This window comes from Achromobacter sp. 2789STDY5608615 (assembly GCF_001298995.1).
GTDB lineage: Bacteria > Pseudomonadota > Gammaproteobacteria > Burkholderiales > Burkholderiaceae_B > Achromobacter > Achromobacter insuavis.
Window position 1 is genome coordinate 25,222 of sequence record NZ_CYTY01000025.1, and the last position, 21,363, is coordinate 46,584.

19 protein-coding genes and 1 pseudogene are annotated in these 21,363 nt (G+C 69.1%); 11 read left to right on the top strand and 9 right to left on the bottom strand.

Features of this window, described 5'->3' with window-relative positions; all coding sequences use genetic code 11:
- Together AOZ49_RS33025 and AOZ49_RS20595 are read left to right on the top strand one after the other, a co-directional pair.
- Positions 1–196 (top strand): annotated as a pseudogene (locus AOZ49_RS33025) (cobalamin/Fe(3+)-siderophore ABC transporter ATP-binding protein); the annotation flags it as partial.
- Between the two features lie 26 nt (positions 197–222).
- Positions 223–1,527 carry an NtaA/DmoA family FMN-dependent monooxygenase gene (locus tag AOZ49_RS20595; RefSeq protein ID WP_054477506.1) on the top strand — a complete coding sequence of 435 codons (1,305 nt, stop codon included), beginning with the start codon at positions 223–225 and terminating at the stop codon, positions 1,525–1,527.
- Between the two features lie 31 nt (positions 1,528–1,558).
- Here the strand turns inward: AOZ49_RS20595 and AOZ49_RS20600 are convergent, their stop codons facing one another.
- Positions 1,559–2,053: a WG repeat-containing protein gene (locus AOZ49_RS20600; RefSeq protein ID WP_231689820.1), complete on the bottom strand. Its 495-nt coding sequence runs from the start codon at positions 2,051–2,053 to the stop codon at positions 1,559–1,561.
- A 121-nt stretch (positions 2,054–2,174) separates the two neighbouring features.
- On the bottom strand, positions 2,175–3,044 hold the full coding sequence (locus AOZ49_RS20605; RefSeq protein ID WP_054477454.1) for a hypothetical protein: 870 nt from the start codon (positions 3,042–3,044) through the stop codon (positions 2,175–2,177).
- Positions 3,045–3,220: 176 nt separating this feature from the next.
- Here AOZ49_RS20605 and AOZ49_RS20610 point away from each other — a divergent pair, with 176 nt between their 5' ends.
- The 5 genes from AOZ49_RS20610 to AOZ49_RS20630 all read left to right on the top strand — a co-directional run bounded on the left by AOZ49_RS20610 (position 3,221) and on the right by AOZ49_RS20630 (position 7,215).
- Positions 3,221–3,997: a fused MFS/spermidine synthase gene (locus tag AOZ49_RS20610; RefSeq protein WP_054477456.1), complete on the top strand. Its 777-nt coding sequence runs from the start codon at positions 3,221–3,223 to the stop codon at positions 3,995–3,997.
- Positions 3,998–4,131: 134 nt separating this feature from the next.
- Positions 4,132–5,040, top strand: coding sequence for a DUF4261 domain-containing protein (locus AOZ49_RS20615; protein WP_054477458.1), 909 nt, complete (start codon positions 4,132–4,134; stop codon positions 5,038–5,040).
- A gap of 351 nt (positions 5,041–5,391) precedes the next feature.
- Positions 5,392–6,069, top strand: coding sequence for a CsgG/HfaB family protein (locus AOZ49_RS20620; protein WP_035359874.1), 678 nt, complete (start codon positions 5,392–5,394; stop codon positions 6,067–6,069).
- 11 nt (positions 6,070–6,080) lie between these two features.
- Positions 6,081–6,566, top strand: coding sequence for a DUF4810 domain-containing protein (locus tag AOZ49_RS20625; protein WP_054434021.1), 486 nt, complete (start codon positions 6,081–6,083; stop codon positions 6,564–6,566).
- Position 6,567: 1 nt separating this feature from the next.
- Entirely contained in the window at positions 6,568–7,215 is a 648-nt protein-coding gene (locus AOZ49_RS20630) for a DUF799 domain-containing protein (RefSeq protein WP_054434020.1), read from the top strand.
- Between the two features lie 96 nt (positions 7,216–7,311).
- On the opposite strand, the gene AOZ49_RS20635 is transcribed toward AOZ49_RS20630, so the two are convergent.
- A complete protein-coding gene (locus tag AOZ49_RS20635; RefSeq protein ID WP_054434019.1) occupies positions 7,312–8,550 on the bottom strand; it encodes an MFS transporter in 1,239 nt (412 codons plus the stop codon).
- 112 nt (positions 8,551–8,662) lie between these two features.
- Here AOZ49_RS20635 and AOZ49_RS20640 point away from each other — a divergent pair, with 112 nt between their 5' ends.
- Both AOZ49_RS20640 and AOZ49_RS20645 read left to right on the top strand, forming a co-directional pair.
- A complete protein-coding gene (locus AOZ49_RS20640) occupies positions 8,663–9,607 on the top strand; it encodes a LysR family transcriptional regulator (RefSeq protein ID WP_054434018.1) in 945 nt (314 codons plus the stop codon).
- 172 nt (positions 9,608–9,779) lie between these two features.
- Positions 9,780–10,850: an ornithine cyclodeaminase gene (locus tag AOZ49_RS20645; protein ID WP_054434017.1), complete on the top strand. Its 1,071-nt coding sequence runs from the start codon at positions 9,780–9,782 to the stop codon at positions 10,848–10,850.
- A gap of 22 nt (positions 10,851–10,872) precedes the next feature.
- Here the strand turns inward: AOZ49_RS20645 and AOZ49_RS20650 are convergent, their stop codons facing one another.
- From AOZ49_RS20650 to AOZ49_RS20665, 4 genes are all read right to left on the bottom strand, one after another.
- Positions 10,873–12,954: a sensor domain-containing protein gene (locus AOZ49_RS20650; protein WP_082380512.1), complete on the bottom strand. Its 2,082-nt coding sequence runs from the start codon at positions 12,952–12,954 to the stop codon at positions 10,873–10,875.
- 139 nt (positions 12,955–13,093) lie between these two features.
- Entirely contained in the window at positions 13,094–14,203 is a 1,110-nt protein-coding gene (locus AOZ49_RS20655; RefSeq protein ID WP_054477460.1) for a YcjF family protein, read from the bottom strand.
- An 87-nt stretch (positions 14,204–14,290) separates the two neighbouring features.
- Positions 14,291–15,121 (bottom strand): 3-methyl-2-oxobutanoate hydroxymethyltransferase, encoded by an 831-nt coding sequence (panB, locus tag AOZ49_RS20660; RefSeq protein WP_054434015.1) that lies wholly within the window; start codon positions 15,119–15,121, stop codon positions 14,291–14,293.
- 61 nt (positions 15,122–15,182) lie between these two features.
- Entirely contained in the window at positions 15,183–16,100 is a 918-nt protein-coding gene (locus AOZ49_RS20665; RefSeq protein WP_054434014.1) for a LysR family transcriptional regulator, read from the bottom strand.
- Positions 16,101–16,360: 260 nt separating this feature from the next.
- Here AOZ49_RS20665 and AOZ49_RS20670 point away from each other — a divergent pair, with 260 nt between their 5' ends.
- Together AOZ49_RS20670 and speB are read left to right on the top strand one after the other, a co-directional pair.
- Positions 16,361–17,761 carry a sodium:solute symporter family protein gene (locus tag AOZ49_RS20670; RefSeq protein ID WP_054477462.1) on the top strand — a complete coding sequence of 467 codons (1,401 nt, stop codon included), beginning with the start codon at positions 16,361–16,363 and terminating at the stop codon, positions 17,759–17,761.
- Positions 17,758–18,804, top strand: a complete 1,047-nt coding sequence (gene speB / locus AOZ49_RS20675; protein ID WP_054434012.1) for an agmatinase — start codon at positions 17,758–17,760, stop codon at positions 18,802–18,804. Before AOZ49_RS20670 ends, speB begins: the two co-directional genes overlap by 4 nt.
- 21 nt (positions 18,805–18,825) lie before the next feature.
- Here speB and AOZ49_RS20680 read toward each other — a convergent pair whose 3' ends face one another.
- Together AOZ49_RS20680 and AOZ49_RS20685 are read right to left on the bottom strand one after the other, a co-directional pair.
- Positions 18,826–20,280: an ArnT family glycosyltransferase gene (locus tag AOZ49_RS20680; protein WP_054477464.1), complete on the bottom strand. Its 1,455-nt coding sequence runs from the start codon at positions 20,278–20,280 to the stop codon at positions 18,826–18,828.
- On the bottom strand, positions 20,264–21,295 hold the full coding sequence (locus AOZ49_RS20685; RefSeq protein WP_054434032.1) for a glycosyltransferase family 2 protein: 1,032 nt from the start codon (positions 21,293–21,295) through the stop codon (positions 20,264–20,266). Before AOZ49_RS20685 ends, AOZ49_RS20680 begins: the two co-directional genes overlap by 17 nt.
- Positions 21,296–21,363: the final 68 nt, after the last annotated feature.

A 21,363-nucleotide genomic window follows, 5' to 3' on the forward strand; every position in this document is an offset into this window, starting at 1 on the left:
CCTGAACCAGGCGGCGCGCTATGCCGATCACATCATCGCGCTGCGCGACGGCAAGGTCGAGGCCTGCGGGCCGCCGGTCGACGTCCTCACGCCGCAGCGGGTGCAGCGCCTGTTCGGCATCCGCTGCGTGGTGATGGCCGATCCCGTGTCCGGCACGCCCCTGGTCGTGCCCATTGCCAGCGCCGCTGGCGATTGAATGCGTATTTCAAGGAGTTCCGCGTCATGCAGTCATCCCCCTTGTGCATCGGATTGTCCCTGGCCGCCACGTGGCTGTCCGCCTCGGCATGGCGGCGGCCGGACAGCCAGGTCGAGCGCTTGTGCGACCTGGATTTCTACCGTCGTGTCGCGCAGCGCGCGGAGGACGCCTGCCTGGACTTCGTGTTCCGCCCCGATGCGTTGTTTTTGGACCTGCCGGCGCTGGCGCAAGGCCCGGGTTTCAGCAGCCTCGACCCGGCGCTGTTGTTGGCTGCGCTGGCGCGGGACACGCGGCACATCGGCCTGGTGACGACCGCCGCCACCTCGTTCAATCCTCCCTACGTGGTGGCGCGGCAATTGCAATCGCTCGATTGGATCAGCGATGGCCGCGCGGGCTGGAACATCGTCACGGCGCTCGACGGCAGCCAGAACTTTGGCGATGCGCCGCTGCCGCCGTCGGCGCAGCGCTATCGCAAGGCGTTGGAGTTCACCGAGGTGGTGCAGGCGCTGTGGCGCAGCTATCCGCAGGACGCGGTGCTGGCGGACCGGACATCCGGGCGGTACGCCGATCTGGCCCGCATTGGCCCGATCGCGCATCGCGGCGAGTATTTCAGTGTGCAGGGGCCGTTGAATGTGCCCGCCCGCGCCGGCGGCCGCATTCCCCTGTTCCAGGCGGGCGCCTCGGACTGGGGGCGGGATTTCGCCGCCCGGGTGGCCGACGCGGTGTTTGCCGCAACGCCCGACGTGGCTTGCGGCCAGGCCTTGCGGCAGGACCTGCGGCGGCGCGTGGCCGCCTATGGCCGCGAGCCGGCCGCGATACGGATGCTGCCCGGCCTGAGCTTGTACCTGGCGCCCACCCGGGCGCAGGCCCGGGCGCTCCATGAGGCGACCCACGCGGGCCAGGATGCGTCGCGCAAGCGCCATTACATCGGGCAGGCGCTCGGCCTGGACGTCGAGCACCTTGATCCGGCGGCGCCCATTACGGCGCGCATGCTGGGGCAGCCGCAGAAGGGGTTGCGCAGCCCGACGCATGCCCAGTTGCTGCGTCGTCTGATCGAACGCGAGCAACCCTGTCTGCGCGAATTGCTGGCGCGGCCCGAGGCCAGCGCGTCGGCGCATTGGACGGTGGTCGGCACCGTCGACGATGCGGTCGATGCGATCCGCCAGCGTGCCGACGCCGGGGCGGCAGACGGCTTCATCGCCCTGCCGGGCGGCGCGATGCAGTCGCTGGACCTGTTCCTGGAGGCGGTGGTGCCGCGGCTGGCGGCGCTGGGGTTGGCGCGGCGCGCATATGCCAGCACGACGTTCGCGGGCAACCTGGGGTTGGCGTGAGGGTCGACGGCGCGTGCGTTCGCGCCGCCGGCTAGTTAATGACCTTGCCCTGCCGGTCGATCGATTGCCAGTCTCCGCCCGACCACCAGCGATGCTCGCCATCGCTTTCATTCTTGCAGCCATGGCCCACGCTGGCCTTGCCGTCCTTGAACGGAAAGGCGCAGTCGTAGACCGGGGCGACGACGATGGCGCCCGTTTCCTCGTCGGCATAGCCGATCTTGCCGTTCAGGCGGATGCGGTAGCGCCCGTCCTGCGGATAGTCAGGCCCGTTGTCGAACAGGTAGACCTGGTAGGGCTCGCGCAATTGCACGTCGGCGACACGGAATCCGCCGGCTTGTTTGTCGAGGTAGATGCAGTAGCGAAAGGGATTGCTGGCGAGGAAGCACTCGTCTATCCATTCGGGCTCCAGGGCCTGTTGCTTCAAGGTCGCGCGGGCCTGTGCGGCGGCGTCTTCGATGTCGGCCTGGGCGATGGCCGGGAGCGGCAGGGCCAGCAGGACGAGCAGGAACGGGCGGATGAAGGACATCGCGGAGGGCGGCAACGGCCGTGACAAGAGGGACGGAGCGTCATCATATGCCGCTTCCCGCGAGCCGCGCGGCGCCGGGGTGAAACCCCGGGGCCGTGAATGGCGGCAAGACGCCGCCGGGTCAGGCCGACGCCGTCATGGCGCCGCCGGCATCCATGCTGGCGGCGCCCAGGCCGCCACTGTCCAGACCGCTCATTGCGCCGCCGCCTTCGATCGCGTGCGCCGTCTTTTCGGCGTCGGCCAGGGCGTCCTGCACCTCGGCGACCTGTTTCTGGGTGGCCTTGTCCTGCATGCGCAGCTTGCTCTTGAGCATGGCGAGCAGTTCCTTCATGGCGCGGATGGCGTCGCGCACCGCCTGGGCATCGTCCTGGCGGCGTTTCTGCTCGACCTGCCGTTCCTGGCGGGAGTCGGCGGCGGACGTCGACTTGTCGTCCTCGCCGCTGGCGCCGTCGGGTTTGTCTTGCTCGCCGGGTACCGAGACGCCCTTGGCGGCGTCGCGCGGCGCCGGGGTCGCGCCTTGCGCCGCGGGGGCGGGATCCGCCGCGTCGGCCGTGTCGGCGGCGGTCGCGACGGCGGTGTCGCTGGCGGCCGCATAGGCCGCCACGGCGCGCGCCGCGGCGGCCTGGCCGAGTTCGCCGGACAGCTGGCGCAGTTCCTGCAGGATGGATTTGGCTGCTGCCTTGCCCAGGAACATCAGCATTTTCTTGAGCATCTCGATGCGCTGCTTGATCTGCGAGACGCGGGAACGGGCGAAGTCCTGGCGCGACTGGGCCGCATCGACGGCGAGCTGCGAGATGGCCTTGCGCGCCTTGGCGGCGCGTTCCAGGGCGTCGTCGCTCAGCACCACGCGGACCGAGACTGGGCGATCGCTGGTCGCGGTCTCCGGGTCCTGCGCCTTGGTATCGGCGTCGGCGTCGCGTCTGGCGGCGCGTGGATCGTTGCCCGTGGGGGCGGCGGGGGGAAGGACGCTGTCGGTGGCCAAGGGCTGCATGGGAGATTCCGGTAAGGCGGGACACGTGGCATCGGGGACGGGCCGGGCGGCCGCTGCCCGCGATGGCGAGGTGACACGACATGTACGGCAGTCCGGCACGCATTCTTTAACCGGAGGGAGGCGGGAATCGGTCCGAGAACACGCCGTGGCCATGCGGCGGTGGTATCTTCTGCCCCATGTCCGCCCGTGATTCCTCCCTGTCCCTGTCCAGCGCGCCGGTGGCGCCCGGCGCCGCCCAGCCCTACGTGCAGGCCGCCGGCACCACGCGCACCCTGCACTTTTCCGAAAAGGTGATCCAGAGCCGCATGTCGACGCTCAACCCGGACGCGCTCGACCTCGAATACACGCGGATGATGATGGGGTTCGTGCTGTTCGCGCCGGAGCCCGCCGATATCCTGATGGTGGGGTTGGGCGGCGGTTCGCTGGCCAAGTTCTGCCATCGCTACCTGGCGCGCTCGCGCATCGAGGTGGTCGAGATCGATCCGGCGGTGATCGCGCTGCGCGAGGCGTTCATGGTGCCGTCCGACAGCGACCGCTTCCGGGTGGTGCGGGCCGATGGCGCCGATCACGTGCGTGGCCTGCGCGAGGCCGCCGACGTGCTGCTGCTCGACGGTTTCGACGATGCCGGGATTCCGGACGCGCTGTGCTCGGCGGACTTCTACGCCGACTGCCACCGCGCGCTGCGCGACGACGGCATCCTGGTGATCAACTTCCATGTGAATCATCCGCTTCACCACGAGTACCTGGACCGGGTGCGGGCCGCGTTCGGCAGCGCGATGTTCGAAGTGGTGGACGACGACATGACCAACAGCATCGTGTTCGCCTGCAAGGGCGATCTGCTGGACGATCCGGCGGCGGCCGACCTGAAGCGGCCGGCCGCCATCGCCAAGGACGCCTGGCGCCAGCTGATGCCGACCCTGCGCGTGATCGGGGCGACGCGGGAATTGAAGTAGCGCCATGGCCGGCTGACGGCGCGGCCGTCCAACATCTGGTTGCGGGCGGCGGGCTTTTGTTGCAACTGGCCGGCCAACGTGTCGCGAGGGCTTGATAGCATCCCCGCTTTCCCCCGACAGGCAGGCTCCCGACCATGAGTATCTTCTCCCGCTTTTTCGGCCGCTCCGATTCACCGGGCGAGACCGCGGCCTTGACGGCCAATCCCGATATCGACAATCCGTTGAGCCTGCAGGTCGTGTTCGCGGCGCCGCTGGCCGTGAAGGCCGATGCGTTGGCGGCGGCCTTGCGCGCCTATCACCCGGAGACGCGCCAGGCGCGCGCCGAGATCGAGCCGGACATGCCGCAGCTGCTGGGCATGGTCGGCTGGGGCAAGCACGTGGTGCGCCTGGTGGGATTCGACGCGCCGTTGCCGCACGATGCCCTGGAAGTCTGCGTGGCGCCGGCGCACTACCCGGCGCAGGTCAAGGAACAGGTGCGCGCCCACGTCAGCCACGTGCTGCTGTATTACGCCGGCTTCGACGAGGATCCGCTGGAGCAATACGTGGCGATGGCCGCGGTGGCCGGCGCGTTGGGCCGCTTCAACGCGATCGCGGTGCTGAACGAGCATGCGCACACCTCGCTGCCGGCCGGCGTCTTCACCGACGATTCGCTGGGCGACGAAAGCCTGGAGGTGCTGCGCTCATTGCCGCTGACTATGCTGTATTGCGGCTTCGTGAAATACGAGGTCGAAGGCGTGCAGGGCGTGTGGATGCGCACCTACGGCGGCGACGCCTTCGACCTGCCCGATTTCGCCGTGCTGGCCGACGGCCACCACCAGGGCGAGGAGTATTCCGGCATGTTCAACAACATCATGGCCTACATGCTCGACAGCGGCGCCGAACTGGCCGCCGGGCATACCATGCAGATCGGCGAAAACCGCTACATGAAGCTGCGCGAGCCGCAGGAAGCCGAGTACTACCTGCAAGGCCTGGGCCCGGTGCTGGTGGCGGAGATCATCGACGCCTCGCAGATCAACCAGCCCGAACCCGACACCCAGCACTGACGCCCCGCCGGGCCGGCGTTCGTCCGGCCCATCGCGGCGCCCCGGCCGGGCGCCGCCGCATCCTGCCTTTTCTTCCCTCTAAATGGTTTCATTTGGAAATGTTATTTCCAGGGAAGCGCTATTTTTGTCCTGATAAAAAGTGCCGTAATACGGTATGTCAAAAATAGGACATGTAGAAGCGCCGTCATAGGCCATCAATCGCCGGAGTTACGGGCATTAATGCGAAATACCGCATTTCGATCCGTCACTTCCAAATATGACCTATGTATTCAATTGTATATACTCGCTGCCGGATTTCTTTCTTTCAATCGACGCCCGGCGGGGTTTGGCGCGGGCTTGCAGGAGAGTGGCATGTTGAAGAAGGCTGTACAGCTTGGCGCGGTAACGATGTTGTCGCTGGTGGTCGCGGGTTGCGCCACCGAACGCTCCCAGTCCGTGGCGGTCCCCGCCGTGGCAGCGGCCAGCAAGCCCTATCAAGGCGTGCGCAGCCCGATTTCGGTGGGCAAGTTCGACAACCGCACCAACTACCTGCGTGGCGTGTTCTCCGACGGCGTGGACCGTCTGGGCGGCCAGGCCAAGACCATTCTCGTCAGCCATCTGCAGCGCAGCGGCCGGTTCCAGGTGATGGACCGCGAGAACCTCTCCGAGATCGCCCAGGAAGCGGCGTTCAACAAGAAGGCCAGCCAGATCAAGGGCGCGCGCTACGTGGTGACGGGCGACGTGACCGCCTTCGGCCGCAAGGTGACGGGCGACCAGCAGCTGTTCGGCATTCTCGGCCGCGGCAAGGAACAGGTGGCCTACGCCAAGGTCGACCTCAACGTGGTCGACGTGACGACGTCCGAAGTGGTGTATTCCGCGTCCGGCGCCGGCGAATACAGCCTGTCCAACCGTGAAGTCATCGGCTTCGGCGGCACCGCCGGCTACGACTCGACGCTGAACGGCAAGGTGCTGGATCTGGCGATCCGCGAAGCGGTCGACCGCCTGGTCGACGGTATCGAACAGGGCGCCTGGCAGCCCGCCCAACAGTGAGAGGACGTCCCATGTTGAACAATCTGGCGAAGGGTCGCCCGGTCGCGCTCGGGCGCGCCGGTCGCATCCTGGCGGTGGCCGCCCTGGCGGGCGCGCTGAGCGCGTGCGCGCAACCCAAGAGCATGTACAGCTGGCAGTCGTACCAGCCCTCGGTCTACGCCTACCTCAAGGACGACGGCGCCGACCACGCGGCGCAGACGCTGGCGATGGAAAAGAACATCGAAACCGCGCGGGCGACCAACGCGGAACTGCCGCCGGGCTTCCGCGCGCATCTCGGCATGCTGTACCTGAAGATGGGTGAAGGCGCCAAGGGCGTGGAACAGCTGGAAGGCGAAAAGGCGGCCTTCCCGGAGGCCAAGCCGTTCATGGACTTCCTGCTGCGCAATGCCAGCAAGACCGCGGAAAACGCGCCGCAGGCCACTCAGCCCGAGGCGGCAAAGCCCGAGGCGCCGGCTGGCCAGGCCGCGCCCGCGCAACCATCCAAGAAGGGAGCCTGACATGACCACGACCCTCCGTATCGCCGTTCTGGCGCTGGTGGCCCTGCTGGCCGGTTGCGCCGCGCCGCAACGCAATGTGGACTACGCCGCCTTCCGCGAAAGCAAGCCGGCGTCGATCCTGGTGCTGCCGCCGCTCAATACCTCGGTGGACGTGGCCGCGACCGCCGCGGTGCTGTCGCAGGCCACCCTGCCGCTGGCGGAATCGGGTTACTACGTGATCCCGGTGGCGGTGATGGAAGAGACGTTCAAGCAGAACGGCCTGACCAGCGCGGATGAAATCCATGAACTGCCGGCGCCCCGGCTGCGCGAGATTTTCGGCGCCGACGCCGCGTTGTACATGACCGTCAAGCAGTACGGCTCGAGCTACGCCGTGCTTTCCAGCTCGATCACCGTTTCCATCGACGCCGCGCTGGTTGATCTGCGCACCGGCGCCAAGCTGTGGGATGGCAGCAAGCAGGTGGTGCAGGCCAGCAATGGCGGCGGCGGCCTGATCGGCATGCTGGTGCAGGCAGTGGTGGACCAGGTGGTCAACACGCTGTCCGACCGCAGCTTCGGCGTGGCGGGCATGACCAACAACATGCTGCTCAGCGCCGGCACGCCGGGCGGCATCCTGTACGGCCCGCGTTCGCCGCGCTACGCCGCGCAGTAAGTCCCCGACGCTCGCATCGGGTCGCACAGCCCTCGAACCGTTGCCACGGTTCGAGGGCTGTGTCGCATTCGGCGCCCGCTGGCGTGGGCCGTCCGATCAGGCCGCGCAGTTCGCGCTCTGCGCCACGCGGCGCCGGGCCGGCCAGACGCGCAGGGCCAGGGCGCCGAGCGCCGCCGCCGTGGCCACCGCGGTCACGCCGATCCAGCCCCAGTGCGCCAACGCCAGGCTGCCGAGCGCGCCGCCCGCGGCCATGCCGATGAAGACGCTGACCATCAGCACCGCGTTGAGCCGGCTGCGCGCGGCGGGGTCGATGCCGTAGACGATGCTCTGGTGCGCGATCAGCGCCACCTGGATGCCCAGGTCGAAGCCGATGGCGCTGGCGGCGATCAGCCACAGGCCGGATTGGGCCGACAGCAGCGGCAGCAGCGCCATGGTGGCGAACGACACCGCGGTCAGCGCGGCGCCCAGGCGGCTGACGGCGTTGGGGCCGCGCCGGTCGGCGTAGCGGCCGGCCAGCGGCGCCGCCAGGGCGCCAGCGGCGCCGGCCAGGCCGAAGGCGCCGGCCGCCGCCGCGCCGAGGTGGAACGGCGCTTCGTGCAGCATGACCGCCAGGGTCGACCAGAAGGCGCTGAAGCCCAGCGACAGCAGGCCTTGCGCGGTCGCGGCGCGGCGCAGTTCGCCGTGCTGGCGCCACAGGCGGGGCAGCGAGCGCAGCAGTTCGGCGTAGGGCAGCCGCGAGGTCGGCGCGAACGCGGGCAGGCCGCGCCACAGGGCCGCGCCCAGCGCCACGATCGACACCGCGGCGGCCAGGAACATGGTGCGCCAGCCGAGCTGTTCGGCGACGAAGCCGCTGATGACGCGCGACAGCAGGATGCCCAGCAGCAGGCCGGTCATCACCGTGCCGACGATGCGGCCGCGATGCGCGGGCGGCGCCAGCGTGGCGGCGGCGGGCACGATGTCCTGCGCCAGGGTGGCGGACAGGCCGATGGCGAAACTGGCGGCCAGCAGCACGCCGATGGCGGGGGCGACGGCGGCCAGCAGCAAGGCCGCGGCAAGGGCGCAGGCCTTGATCAGGACGATGCGCTTGCGGTCGTAGCGGTCGCCCAGCGGCGCCAGCAACAGGATGCCGAACGCGTAGCCCAGCTGGGTCAGCGTCGGGATCCAGCCGAGCTGGCTGGCGCTGGCGTGCAGGTCCGCGCCCAGGATGCCGAGCATCGGCTGGTTGTAATACAGGGACGCAACGGCCAGGCCGGCGCCCATGGCGAGCAGCAGGACCAGTCCGGCGGACGGGTCTTGGGTGGCGGGCGCGGGATGCGCCCGGGTATCGGAGGACATGATGGGGTTCCGTTCAGGAAAGAGGCCGCGAAGAGGGCACGGCGCAGATTCTGAGCGTCCGCCCGGGCCGTGGGTAGCCGTCCGCTGGGTAGATCCGTTATACGATGGGTGTATGACCAAGCCCGCCCTGCCCCTCGCGACCGGCACCGACCGCCTGCTGTTGCTGGAGACCTTCATACGTATCGTGGAGGCTGGCAGCCTGTCGGCGGCCGCCTTGCAGCTGGGGGCGACGCAGCCGACGATCAGCCGCCGGCTGCAACTGCTGGAGCGCACGCTGGGGGTGCGGCTGCTGCAGCGCTCGACCCATGCCATCCGGCTGACCGAGGATGGCCAGCGCTGTTACGAGCGCGCCCGGGAATTGACGACCACCTGGCAGTCGCTCGAGAGCGAGGTCAGCGGCGCCGGCGAGGACCTGGCCGGGTCGTTGCGGGTGGTGGCGCCGCACGCTTTCGGCCAGAACCAGTTCATGGATGCGCTGGCGCATTACCTGCGCCTGTATCCGCGCATGCGGGTGGAGTGGCTGCTGCATGACCGGGTGCCGGATTTCATCGCCGAGAACATCGATTGCGCGATCAAGGTCGGGCCGGTGCAGGATCCGTCGGTGGTCGCGGTCAAGCTGGGCGAGGTGCCGCGCAGCGTCATGGCGGCGCCGTCGCTGCTGGGCGGCGGGCCCCTGCCCCGGCATCCGTCCGAGCTGGCGGCCTTGCCGTGGCTGGCGCTGCGCACGTTCTACCGCAACGAAGTCAGCCTGACGCACGTCCGGACCGGCGAGGTGGTGTGCATCGACATCGTGCCGCGCCTGTCCACCGACGGCCTGTACGCGATGCGCAAGGCGGCGCTGCAAGGCCTGGGCGTGGGCATCGCGTCGGACTGGGCGCTGCGCGATGACTTGGCCAGCGGCCGGCTGGTGCAACTGGCGCCGGACTGGTTCGCCCCGCCCTTGCCCGTCTACCTGGTCTACGCGCCGTCGCGATTGCAACCGCCGCGGTTGCGCCGTTTCATCGAGATCATGCGCGAGCATCTGCCGGCGGAGTTGCGCGCGAGTGACGCGGGTTAGGCGCAGTTCGCGGCATATCAGGGATTACCAGCAGCGCCGCGGCCGGATTGCGACAAGTGGCATCGGCCGTTGCCAGAATGGCAGGTTCCTAGCATTTTGTGTGGAAAGTGGGCGCTAGGCATTGACCTGGGCATCGGACAGAATTTCTGTACCGAAACATCAGGGGAAAATAATGACGACACTGCTCACCACCACCGACGTCGCGAAGATCGTGGCCGCGCAGGGCCCGCGCAAGGTATTCGAAGACCTGCTGGACTATCTGCTGGCCGATTTCCTGCGCTGGCAGGAGTTCGACAAGAGCGCGCGCGTCGCCAACCATTCGACGACCGGCGTGATCGAGCTGATGCCCACCGCCGACAGCGATCTCTACAGCTTCAAGTACGTCAACGGCCATCCCGGCAATCCGGCGGCGGGCCTGAGCACCGTGATGGCCTTTGGCGCGCTGGCGCAGGTCAACACCGGCGAGCCGCTGCTGATCAGCGAACTGACGCTGACCACCGCGCTGCGCACCGCCGCCACCTCGGCGCTGGCCGCCCGCGCCCTGGCCCGTCCGGGCTCGCGCAGCATGGCGCTGATCGGCAACGGCGCGCAAAGCGAATTCCAGGCGCTGGCGTTCCATCACATCCTGGGCATCGACACGCTGCATCTGTACGACGTCGATCCGGCCGCCACCGACAAGCTCGAGCGCAACCTGGCCGGCGTGCCCGGCCTGCGCCTGCGACGCTTCGACAGCACCGCCGCGGCCGCCAAGGGCGTCGACATCGTGACCACGGTGACGGCCGACAAGGCCTACGCCACCATCCTGACCGCCGACATGATCGAGCCGGGCATGCACATCAACGCCGTGGGCGGCGATTGCCCCGGCAAGACCGAACTGCACGCCGACGTGCTGCGCGCCGGGCCGGTGTTCGTCGAATACGAGCCGCAGACGCGCATCGAGGGCGACCTGCAGCAGATGCCCGCCGATTTCGCCGTGACCGAGTTGTGGCGCGTGCTGACCGGCCAGAGCGCCGGCCGCCAGGGCGATCGCGACATCACCGTGTTCGACTCCGTCGGTTTCGCGCTCGAGGACTTCTCGGCGCTGCGCTGGCTGCGCGACAGCGCGGTCAAGCACGGCATCGGCACCCGGGTGGAAGTGGCGCCGCGCCTGGCCGATCCGAAGAACCTGTTTGAACTCGTGCGCGGCCGCCAGGCCGCCGCGCAGGCCGCGGCCCGCGCCAACCAGGCGCTGCTCAAGGACTGACGCGCGCCGCGGGCGCCGTGGCCTATTCGGGCTGCGGCGGCTCGTGCGAGATCGGCCGCCCCAGCAGGAAGCCCTGGAAGTGCGAGCAGCCTTCCTGCGTCAGCCTTTCCAGCTGGGCCGCCGTCTCCACGCCCTCGGCGGTGGTGGGGATGTCGAGGCTGCGGCCGATGCCGTTGATGGCGCGGATGATGGCCAGCGCTTCCTTGCTCGATTCGACGTCCTGCGTGAAGGACTTGTCGATCTTGATCTTGTCGAACTCGAAGGTGCGCAGATAGCCCAGCGATGAATAGCCGGTGCCGAAATCGTCCAGCGCCACTTTCACGCCCAGCTGCTTGAGCCGGTTGAGCGTGGTCAGGTTGGCCTCCGAATTGGCCAGCAGCACCGATTCGGTGATCTCCAGCTCCAGCCGCCGCGCCGGCAGGCCGGAGGTGGCCAGGGCCGATTCCACCAGCGAGACCAGCGCATTGTTGGTGAACTGCGTGGCCGACAGGTTCACCGCCACGGTTTCGTGCGCGTCCCAGGTCATGGCTTCGCGGCAGGCTTCGTGCAGGGTGAAGGCGCCCAGCTCGTGGATCAGCCCGGTCTCTTCGGCGATCGGGATGAAGTCGTTGGGCATGATGAGGCCCTTGACCGGATGCTGCCAGCGCATCAGCGCCTCGCGCCCCACCGTGCGGACGTGGGTGACATCCTTGATGGGCTGGTAGTACAGCTGCAGCTGCTGCGACAGGATCGCCTGGCGCAGGTCCATCTCCATTTCGTGGCGCTTGAGCGCGGCCGCTTCCATTTCGGGCTTGAAGAACGCCAGGCAGTTGCGGCCATTGCGCTTGGCTTCGTACAGCGCCATGTCGGCGTAGCGCAGCAGGTGGTCGGCGCCGGCTTCCTGCGCGGTGGCCCGGGCGATGCCGATGCTGACGCTGACCGGCACGGTGTGGCCGTCGACCTGGAACGGCTCGCGCACCGCGTCGATCAGGCGCTGCGCCATTTGGCGCAGGTCGTCGGTCTTTTCGATGCCGGGCAGCACCACGGCGAATTCGTCGCCGCCCAGGCGCGCCAGCGTGTCCTGCTCGCGCAGGTTCTTGGCCAGGCGCCGGGCCAGCTGGCGCAGCAGCTCGTCGCCGTACTGGTGGCCGAGCGTGTCGTTGACGCTCTTGAAGTTGTCCAGGTCCAGGCACAGCACCGCGGCGCTGCGCTCGCGGCCCTCGGGCGACAGCGCCTTGAGCAGGCGCTCGCGGAACAGGCGGCGGTTGGGAATGCCGGTGAGGGTGTCGTGGTGCGCCATGTAGCGCACCTGGGCCTGGGCCGCGTTCTCGTCGGTGATGTCGTCGGCGATCAGCAGCACGTAGCGCGAACGCGGATCGCTGCTGTGGAACACCAGCGTCTTGCTGCGCAGCGTGCGCGGGCCGCGCTCGGTGATGACTTCTTCCTGCCCGGCCTCGCGCAGCGCGCCGTCGGAACGCAGGGCGTCGTTGGTCAGGCGCTCGAAGAATTCATGGACGGCGGGCGGCAGGCATTGCTGCATGGTCTGGCCCTGCATCTGCTCGCGGCGCGCGCCGAAAACGTTTTCGGTCTGCCGGTTGGCCAGCAGGATGCGGCGCGACACGGCGTCCAGCACCAGCACGCAGGACGGGATGTGCGAGACCACGGCTTCCAGGAAGCTCGACAGCGAGGTCAGCTCGCTGTTGTAGCGCTCGGCCAGTTCCTTGGCGTGCAGCACCTGCAGCTCGCGTTCGCGGCGCTCGGTGCAGTCGCGCGTGATCTTGGCGTAGCCGATGAGCGCGCCGGCGTCGTCGTGGATGGCGTCGATCACCACGTGGGCCCAGAACGGCGTGCCGTCCTTGCGGACGCGCCAGCCCTCGGCCTCGAAGCGGCCCTGTTCGCGGGCGATGCTCAGGCCGCGCCCCGGCAGGCCCGAGGCCTGGTCGGCGGGGCTGTAGAAGCAGGAAAAATGCCGCCCCACGATTTCGTCCCGCGTATACCCCTTGGCGCGCTCGGCGCCGGCGTTCCAGTTAGCGACGGTGCCGTCGGGGTTCAACATGTAGATAGCGTAGTCAACGACACCTTGCACGAGGTGCCGATACATGACGTCGGAATGGTCGATGATCATTGGGAGTGGGCAGGCGTTGCGGGATTCGCGGCACTACGTTTACGTCGTGCCGACGCGATTATTTACCGGCAATGCGCGGAAAAGCCGATCCTTGCCGATCTTGACGCATTAAGTCCGATCTTTGCGTTGGGTAACAGGCTCAGGGTTTCATGCGTTGCTTGAGGGCCTGCGTGATCATGGGGATGTCGAGATCCTGGCCGGGATGCTTCTGGCAGAAGTCGTACAACACCGCGATGTAGGCGTTGCCCAGCAGTTTGGTGATGGCGCCGGCGGTGGTGGCGGCGATGGTGCCGCCGATCGCGCTGCCGGCGCCGGGAATGAACTTCAGCAGGCCCGACACCACCGAGCGTCCGACCAGCGTGGCCGCGGACGCGCCCAGCGTGGACGTGACCAGCGTGCTGATGGCGGCGGTGTTCAGTTCCATGCCGAAGGTGATGCCGATCTTGGCGATCATGCCGACCTGGATCGGCACCAGCGCGACGGCGTCGGAGAACGGAATCGGCGCGGCGGCGGCCGACGCGGCCAGGCCGGCGGCGACGTTGACCTCTATTTCAGCCCGCTTTTTTTTTACTTCCAGGGCCGTCTGGTTGCGGGTCGAGAGCGCGTTGGCGTAGGCGCGCTGCTGCGATTCGGGGATGAAGGCGGCGGTCGCCTCGATCAGCGCGTCCAGCCCCATCGGCGGCAGGTCCGCATCCAGTTCCTCGATGCGTTCGGGCAGCGCGCGCACCGCCACCACCTGGCGCGCGCGCGGCAGCAGTGCGCGCGCCTGTTCCAGGAAGGGGCTGTTCTTGCGCGCCTTGGTGAGCACGCCGATGACGGGGATGCCGGCATCGGCCAGCAGCGCGCACAGCTCGATTTCGGCATCCTCGACGCGGTGGCTGCTGTCCTGGATGCAGAGCCAGGCCACGTGCAGGTGCCGGTCCTGGTCTTCCGAGACGGCGCGTTCGCGGATCAGGTCGGCCAGCTGCTGGCGCGAGCGGGCGTAGTCGCCGACCTCCAGGCCGCGGGTGTCGATGATGGTGAGCGGATGGCCGGGCCGCGAGAATTCCTGCGTGGTCTGCGTGACCGGCTTGCCGGCGCCGGTCTTGGCCAGGTCGCCGCGGAACACCGCGTTGATGAGCGTGCTCTTGCCCACGCCGGTCTTGCCCGCGACCAGGATGTTGACGCGGCCGGCGCCGCGCGTGGCCGTGCTGATCGCGTCGGCGATCGCGTCCTGCAGCTGGGGCGTGTCGTGGCGGGGCGGGGTCATGGCTGGCGAAGGAAGGGCGCGCGGCGGGCGCGGGGATCGGACATGGCTTGATTCTAGCGACAAACGCGAACGGGGCCGGATCGCCCGTCAACCGTACAGGTGCTCCGCTTCCGGGAAACGGCGCGCGCGCACGTCGGCGGCGTAGTCGCGGGCGGCGTCCTGGATGCGGGCCGACAGGGTGTCGTAGCGCTTCACGAAGCGGGCGGTGCGGTCGAACATGCCGAGCATGTCGTCGACCACCAGCACCTGGCCGTCGCAGCCGGCCGACGCGCCGATGCCGATGGTGGGGCAGGCGATGGCTTCGGTGATGGCCAGCGCCAGCGGTTCGACCACGCCCTCGATCACCACCGCGAAGGCGCCGGCGTCGGCCACCGCCGCGGCGTCGGCGGCGATGCGGGCGTACTCGGCGTCGCCGCGGCCGCGCGCGCCGTAGCCGCCGAGGATGTTGACGGCCTGCGGCGTGAGGCCGATGTGCGCCATGACCGGAATGCCGCGCGCCGACAGATAGGCGATGGCGGGCGCCATGGCCTGGCCGCCCTCCAGCTTGACCGCGCTGGCGCCCGTTTCCTTCAGGACCCGCGCGGCCGAGCGGAAGGCCTGCTCCGGGCCTTCCTCGTAGCTGCCGAAGGGCATGTCGACCACCACCAGCGCCTGGCGCGCGCCGCGCACCACGGCGGCGCCGTGCGCGATCATCATGTCGAGCGTGACCGGCACGGTGGACGGCAGGCCGTAGATGGTCTGCGCCAGGCTGTCGCCCACCAGCAGCGCGTCGCAGTGGGGATCGAGCAGCTCGGCCATGCGCGCGGTGTAGGCGGTGAGCATGACCAGCGGCTCGGCGCGCTTGCGGGCGCGAAAGGCCGGGACGGTCATGCGGCGCGGCGCCGCGGCGGCGGCATTCAAGGTGGCGGTGGTGGACATGCGGGCTCCTGGTAGGCGGCGCGCGGGGCCTGGCGTGGCCGCCGCGCGCGGCACAGGTATATCACGGCGGCGAGGCCGGCGCGTCCAGCAGGGCCGCGCGCATGTCTTCGAGAAACGCCGCGGCGATGTCGTCCAGGTGGCTGCGCCGTTTCGCCACCATGCTGATCTCGACGTCGTAGTGATAGGTGTCGGCGTCCAGCGCGTGCAGCAGGCCGGCGGCCACGTAAGGCGCCGCATAGTGCTCGGGCAGGTAGCCCAGGTGCGCGCCCGACAGGATCAGGATCAGCGCGGCCTCCATGTTGTCGGCTTCGGAGGTGATGTGGCGCGGCCGGCCGGCGAACGAGGACTCCGGCAATGGATAGGTGCGCCAGGTCCAGTCGGCGTCGGCGATGTCCTGCTCGGTGACGCGGCCGGCGCGCGCCGCCAGCGGATGCGTGGCGCCGCAGTAGGCGATCTGGCGTTCCTGGAACAGCGCGGTGTAGTCCAGCATCGGCACCCGGTGCAGGAAGTAGCCGATGGCGACCTGCATCTCGTCCTTCAGGATCAGTTCCTCCAGTTCGCGCGGGCTGCGGATCAGCACCGACAGGCGCACGGCCTCGTCGCGCCGGCGGAACTTCTCGATGGCGCGGCCGATGCGCGCGTTCTGCGCCATGGTGGCGTTGCCGATCAGGCCCAGCGTCAGGTTGCCCACCAGTTGCCGATGCATGTTGCGCGCCTGCGCGCTGAAGTCGTCCAGCGAGGCCAGCGCGCGACGCGCCAGCTTGTCGAATCGCTGTCCCTTGGCGCTCAGGCGAAAGCCGCCGCGGCCGCGCTCGCACAGGGTGAAGCCAAGGCGCGTTTCGAGCGTGGCGAGCTGGCTGCTGATGGTGGACTGGCCCACGCCCAGCAGCGCCTGCGCCGCCGACACGCCGCCGGCGTCGACGATGGTGAGGAAGACGCGGATCAGCCGCAGGTCGAGGTCGGAGACGTTCGAGAGCATAGGGTAACTACCGACTAAACATTGATGGACGTCGATGTGAATTTTCCGAACCAGATATGGATGGAAGATCGGCGGATTCCTATTATTCCACCGGAGTTGACGATTTGGATCGACACCGACGCCGCCGGCGGCGAGCGCGCCGATCGGGGCTGGAAACCGCGAGTTTTCCGGATTCACTTCTACGTAAATAGTTGTTTTGCCGGCGGCGGTCAATCAGCGTGCGCGCTTCGCGACGCACGCGGCGACACAAGGGGAAGGACATGGTTTTGGATATAGGCGTCGTGGTGCTGTACCTGGCCGCCATGCTGCTGCTGGGCTGGTACGGCATGCGGCGGGCGAAGACGCACGAGGATTTCCTGGTGGCGGGCCGCAACCTGGGGCCGGGCTTCTACATGGGCACCATGGCGGCGACCGTCCTGGGCGGCGCCAGCACGGTCGGCACGGTGCGGCTGGGCTACGTCTACGGCATTTCCGGCTTCTGGCTGTGCGCCATGCTGGGCCTGGGCATCATCGTGCTCAATGTGTTCCTGGCCAAGCCGCTGCTGAAGCTGCGCATCTTCACCGTGACGCAGATCCTGGAATACCGCTACAGCGCGCGCACCAAGCACGTCAGCGCGCTGGTGATGATGGCCTACGCGCTGATGCTGGCGGCCACCTCGGTGATCGCGATCGGCACCGTGATGCAGGTGCTGTTCGACCTGCCCTTCTGGCTGTCTATCCTGGTGGGCGGCGGCGTGGTGGTGGTGTATTCGGCGGTGGGCGGCATGTGGTCGCTGACGCTGACGGACATCGTGCAGTTCCTGATCAAGACCGTCGGCCTGATGTTCATCCTGCTGCCGATCTGCCTGTCGCGGGTCGGCGGCTGGGACCAGCTGGTGGCCAGGCTGCCGGCGTCCAGCTTCGAGTTCGCCACCATCGGCTGGTCCACGGTGCTGACGTACTTCCTGATCTATTTCTTCGGCATCCTGATCGGCCAGGACATCTGGCAGCGCGTGTTCACCGCCCGCAGCGAACGGGTGGCGCGGGTGGCGGGCGCGGCGGCGGGCGTGTACTGCATCGTCTACGGCCTGGTGGGCGCATTGATCGGCATGACGGCCAAGGTGCTGCTGCCCGATCTGGACAACGTCAACAACGCGTTCGCGGCCATCGTGCAGGCGGGGCTGCCGGAGGGCATCCGCGGCCTGGTGATCGCGGCGGCGCTGGCGGCGATGATGTCCACGGCCAGCGCGGCGATGCTGGCGTCGGCGACGGTGCTGTCCGAAGACCTGCTGCCGGCCCTGCGCGGCGGACGCGGCTTCACGCACGTGCGCAGCCATCGCCTGGTGACGCTGCTGGTGGGCCTGGCCACGCTCGGCATCGCGCTGGCGGTCGACGATGTGCTCAATGCGCTGACCTGCGCCTACAACCTGCTGATGGGCGGCATGCTGGTGCCGATCCTGGGCGCCATCTGGTGGCGCCGCGCCACCACGCCCGGCGCCATCGCCAGCATGCTGCTGGGCTGCGGCACGGCGATCGGCTTCATGATCAAGGACGGCCTGGCCGCCAACACGCCGATCTACGCCAGCCTGGCCGTCAGCGTCCTCAGCTTTGTCATCGTCAGCCTGATGGGGCAGGCCGCCGCGCCTGTCCAGGGCGACACCCCTTCCAGGAGCATTCCATGACCTTCACGCCCGAGAAGCTGGCCGCGTTGCGCGCCCGGTTCGGCGGAGCCAACGAGGCTGTCATCCACGATCCGCACTTTCGCGCCGTGGCGGCCAACGTCATCGACGAGAGCGGCACGCGCAGCGCGCCCTATGCCGGCATGCCGACCCTGCTGGACGCGCCGGCGCGGCAGATCGACTGGGACCGGCCCGACTTCGGCGACCTGCAGGTGGCGTTGCTGGGCGTGCCGATGGACCTGGGCGCGAGCAATCGCAGCGGCTGCCGCTTCGGGCCGCGCGCGTTGCGCGCCATCGAGCGGGTGGGGCCGTACAACCATGCGCTTCGATGTGCGCCGGTGCGCGAACTGCGGGTCGCCGATATCGGCGACGTGCCGATGCGCAGCCGCTACAGCCTGGAGCAATCGCACGAGGATATCCACGCGGCCTACGCCAGGATCGCGGCGGCGGGCGTGACGCCGCTGTCGGTCGGCGGCGACCATTCCGTGACGCTGCCGATCCTGCGCGCGCTGGGCGCGCGGCGGCCGGTGGCGCTGGTGCATTTCGATGCGCATTGCGATACCGGCGGGCCGTTCGACGGCAGCCGCTTCCATCACGGCGGACCATTCCGGCAGGCGGTGCTGGAGGGCGTGCTCGACCCCACTCGCACCATCCAGATCGGCATCCGGGGCTCGGCCGAATACCTGTGGGAGTTCTCGTACGAGTCGGGCATGACGGTGATCCACGCCGAGGACATCCCGCGCCTGGGCGTGGAGGCCATCATCGCCCAGGCGCGCGCCGTGGTCGGCGACGCGCCGGTCTACGTGTCGTTCGACATCGATTGCCTGGATCCGGCGTTCGCGCCCGGCACCGGTACGCCGGAGGTCGGCGGGGTGACCGTGCGCGAGGCCCAGGCCATGCTGCGCGGGCTGGCCGGCCTGGACATCGTCGGCGGCGACCTGGTGGAAGTGGCGCCGTCGTACGACGCCACCGCCAATACGGCCCATGCGGGCGCGCAGATCCTGTTCGAGATCCTGAGCCTGATGCGCCTGCGCGGCGCGCGCTGACGCACCGGCAAGGCGCCGGCGTCAGGGCGCCGTGGCGCCCTCGCCCGCCACCTGCAGCAAGGTGTAGCGCCGGCTCGAATACAGCGGCGTGACCTGTCCGCGCCAGGTCGCCAGTAGCGTGGTGGCCTCGCGCTTGCGTACCGCCAGGAATACCCGCTGGCCGGCGGCCGGCAGCACCGCGGCCAGGGCCTGCGGGCCGTCCACCAGGCCGGCCGTGTCGCGCGAATAGTAGCGGGCGGAGAACGGGCGGCTGCCGACGAAATAGAGCCGGTCGCCGGCCCGCATGGCGGCCTCGGCGCGTTGCACCAGCTGCTTTTCCGTCTTGTAGTGCGCCGGCTGCATCCAGGCCAGCAGGGCCAGGGCCAGCGCGGCGGCGGGCGCCAAGGCCATGCCCGCCAGCATCAGGCGGCCCGGGCGCGCGTCGCGCCACTGCGCGGCCTGGATGCCGAGCGCCAGCGCCACCGGCGGCAGCGCCGGCAGCACGTAGGTCCAGAGGATGTTGCCCGACAGGGTGAAGAATGCCGGCGTGGCCAGCGCCCAGGCCAGCAGGTAGGTCAGGTCGGGGTCGCGCGCCGCCGTCGCCACGCGCCGGCGCAGCGGATCGTCACGCCGCGGCCACAGCAGCAGGCCGAGCCAGGCCACGCCCCACGGCATGGTCGCCATCAACCAGTCCAGCCAGATGCTGCCGTAGGGGCGTTGGTGGGCCGAGCCGTAGCGATCGCCTTCCCAGCCCGGATCGATGAAACGCAGGATGTGCTCGCCGACGATGAAGTAGCGCAGGAATCCCGGCGTCTTCAGTTCGGCCGCGATGTACCAGGGCAGCGCCAGCATCAGCGTCAGGGCGATGCCGCCCGCCCACGGCAGCGCCCGCAGTGACGCGCGCGCGTTGCGGTGCCACAGCATCCACGGCACGATCGCGCCGGCGGTCAGCACCAGCGCCAGCGGGCCCTTGGACAGCAGGCCGATGGCCAGGCCGACGAAGAAGCCATAACGCCACAGCGGCCGCGGATCGCGCGGCGCCAGCAGGAACGACACCATCGACAGCGTGATGCCCAGGGCCAGGAAGGCGTCGGTCAGCACCGCGCCGGCGCTGGCGTACGGCAGCAGCATGGTGGCGAACAACAGCGTGGCCCAGCGCGCGGCCTGCTCGCCGCGCAACTGGCGCGCGCAGCGGTGGACCAGCGCCAGCACGCCCAGCATGGCCAGCCACGTCGGCAGGCGCACCGCCAGCTCGGACAGGCCAAACAGCCGGATGGACAGCGCCTGGGCCCAGAAGGCCAGCGGCGGCTTGCCCCAGAACGGCTCGCCCGGCTCGAACCATGGGGTGATCCAGTCGCCGGTCGTCGCCATCAGGCGGGCGATCTCGGCGTAGCGCGGCTCGGAGGTGTCGGCGAACGGCATCATCGCCATCGCCAGCAGGCGCAGCGCGAGGATGCCGCCCAGGCCCAGCAGCAGGCCCCTAGAAGTTAACCGCATGCGGACCCTTGGCGGTGTCGGCCAGCGGCATGGCCGCCGCGGCGCTGTGTTGTACGTCGCGCACCAGATAGACCGGGCGCTGCTTGGATTCCATGTAGGTCTTGCCCATGTATTCGCCCAACAGCCCGATGGTGATCAGCTGGATGCCGCTCAGGAACGTGATCATGGCCATCAGCGAGGGGTAGCCCTGGACATCGTCGCCATGGATCAGCGTCTTGAAGATGATGATGATACCGAACAGGGCGCCCAGCAGCGCGGCGGTCACGCCCGCGACCGTGGCCCAGCGCAGCGGCGCGATCGAGAACGAGGTGATGCCTTCTAGCGCCAGCCGCAGCAGCGCGAAGACGTTCCACTTGGTGGCGCCGGCGGCGCGCGGGGCGCGGTCGTAGTCGATGACGCGGGTCGGCATGCCGACCCAGGCATACAGACCCTTCATGTAGCGGCAACGCTCGGGCAGCCGCAGCAGCGCATCGACGGCGCGCCGGCTCATCAGGCGGAAGTCGCCGGTGTCGGGCGGGATCGCGGCGCGGCTCAGCCGGCTCAACAAGCGGTAATAGGCGTAGGCCGAGGCGCGCTTGAACCAGCCCTCGCCGGCGCGGCTGCGGCGCCGCATGCCGACCACGTCGGCGCCCTCGCGCCAGGCGCGCACCATGTCCGGAATCAGCTCGGGCGGGTCCTGCAGGTCGGCATCCAGCAGGATGACGGCGGCGCCGGTGGCGTGTTCCAGGCCGGCGGTCATGGCGGCTTCCTTGCCGAAGTTGCGGCTCAGGCGCACCAGTTTCAGGCCGGGCTCGCGCGCCATCAGTCCGGCGATGTATTCGGCGCTGCCGTCCTGGCTGCCGTCGTCGACGAACACGATTTCCCACGGCTCGCCCAGGGCGTCGAGCACCTGCCGCAGGCGCGCGTGGCACTGCGGCAGCACTTCGCGCTCGTTCAGGAAGCAGATGACGATGGAGAGTTGTGGCGGACGCGGCGGCGTGCGCGGCGGGAGGGGGATGGCGGGATACGGACGCATGGTGGGAACGCCTTTGGGTCGAACGGTCGGGCCGCGCCGGCCGGGCGGCACCGGCGCATCGCCACTTT

Bases quoted from the DNA above. Each gene is read 5' to 3' on its own strand.
- AOZ49_RS20645 (WP_054434017.1), top strand. From the start codon at position 9,780: ATGACGACACTGCTCACCACCACCGACGTCGCGAAGATCGTGGCCGCG.
- AOZ49_RS20635 (WP_054434019.1), bottom strand. From the start codon at position 8,550: ATGTCCTCCGATACCCGGGCGCATCCCGCGCCCGCCACCCAAGACCCG.
- AOZ49_RS20625 (WP_054434021.1), top strand. From the start codon at position 6,081: ATGTTGAACAATCTGGCGAAGGGTCGCCCGGTCGCGCTCGGGCGCGCC.
- AOZ49_RS20615 (WP_054477458.1), top strand. From the start codon at position 4,132: ATGAGTATCTTCTCCCGCTTTTTCGGCCGCTCCGATTCACCGGGCGAG.
- AOZ49_RS20610 (WP_054477456.1), top strand. From the start codon at position 3,221: ATGTCCGCCCGTGATTCCTCCCTGTCCCTGTCCAGCGCGCCGGTGGCG.
- AOZ49_RS20685 (WP_054434032.1), bottom strand. From the start codon at position 21,295: ATGCGTCCGTATCCCGCCATCCCCCTCCCGCCGCGCACGCCGCCGCGT.
- AOZ49_RS20630 (WP_054434020.1), top strand. From the start codon at position 6,568: ATGACCACGACCCTCCGTATCGCCGTTCTGGCGCTGGTGGCCCTGCTG.
- AOZ49_RS20670 (WP_054477462.1), top strand. From the start codon at position 16,361: ATGGTTTTGGATATAGGCGTCGTGGTGCTGTACCTGGCCGCCATGCTG.
- AOZ49_RS20595 (WP_054477506.1), top strand. From the start codon at position 223: ATGCAGTCATCCCCCTTGTGCATCGGATTGTCCCTGGCCGCCACGTGG.
- panB (WP_054434015.1), bottom strand. From the start codon at position 15,121: ATGTCCACCACCGCCACCTTGAATGCCGCCGCCGCGGCGCCGCGCCGC.
- AOZ49_RS20655 (WP_054477460.1), bottom strand. From the start codon at position 14,203: ATGACCCCGCCCCGCCACGACACGCCCCAGCTGCAGGACGCGATCGCC.
- AOZ49_RS20665 (WP_054434014.1), bottom strand. From the start codon at position 16,100: ATGCTCTCGAACGTCTCCGACCTCGACCTGCGGCTGATCCGCGTCTTC.
- speB (WP_054434012.1), top strand. From the start codon at position 17,758: ATGACCTTCACGCCCGAGAAGCTGGCCGCGTTGCGCGCCCGGTTCGGC.
- AOZ49_RS20650 (WP_082380512.1), bottom strand. From the start codon at position 12,954: ATGATCATCGACCATTCCGACGTCATGTATCGGCACCTCGTGCAAGGT.
- AOZ49_RS20680 (WP_054477464.1), bottom strand. From the start codon at position 20,280: ATGCGGTTAACTTCTAGGGGCCTGCTGCTGGGCCTGGGCGGCATCCTC.
- AOZ49_RS20620 (WP_035359874.1), top strand. From the start codon at position 5,392: ATGTTGAAGAAGGCTGTACAGCTTGGCGCGGTAACGATGTTGTCGCTG.
- AOZ49_RS20640 (WP_054434018.1), top strand. From the start codon at position 8,663: ATGACCAAGCCCGCCCTGCCCCTCGCGACCGGCACCGACCGCCTGCTG.
- AOZ49_RS20605 (WP_054477454.1), bottom strand. From the start codon at position 3,044: ATGCAGCCCTTGGCCACCGACAGCGTCCTTCCCCCCGCCGCCCCCACG.
- AOZ49_RS20600 (WP_231689820.1), bottom strand. From the start codon at position 2,053: ATGTCCTTCATCCGCCCGTTCCTGCTCGTCCTGCTGGCCCTGCCGCTC.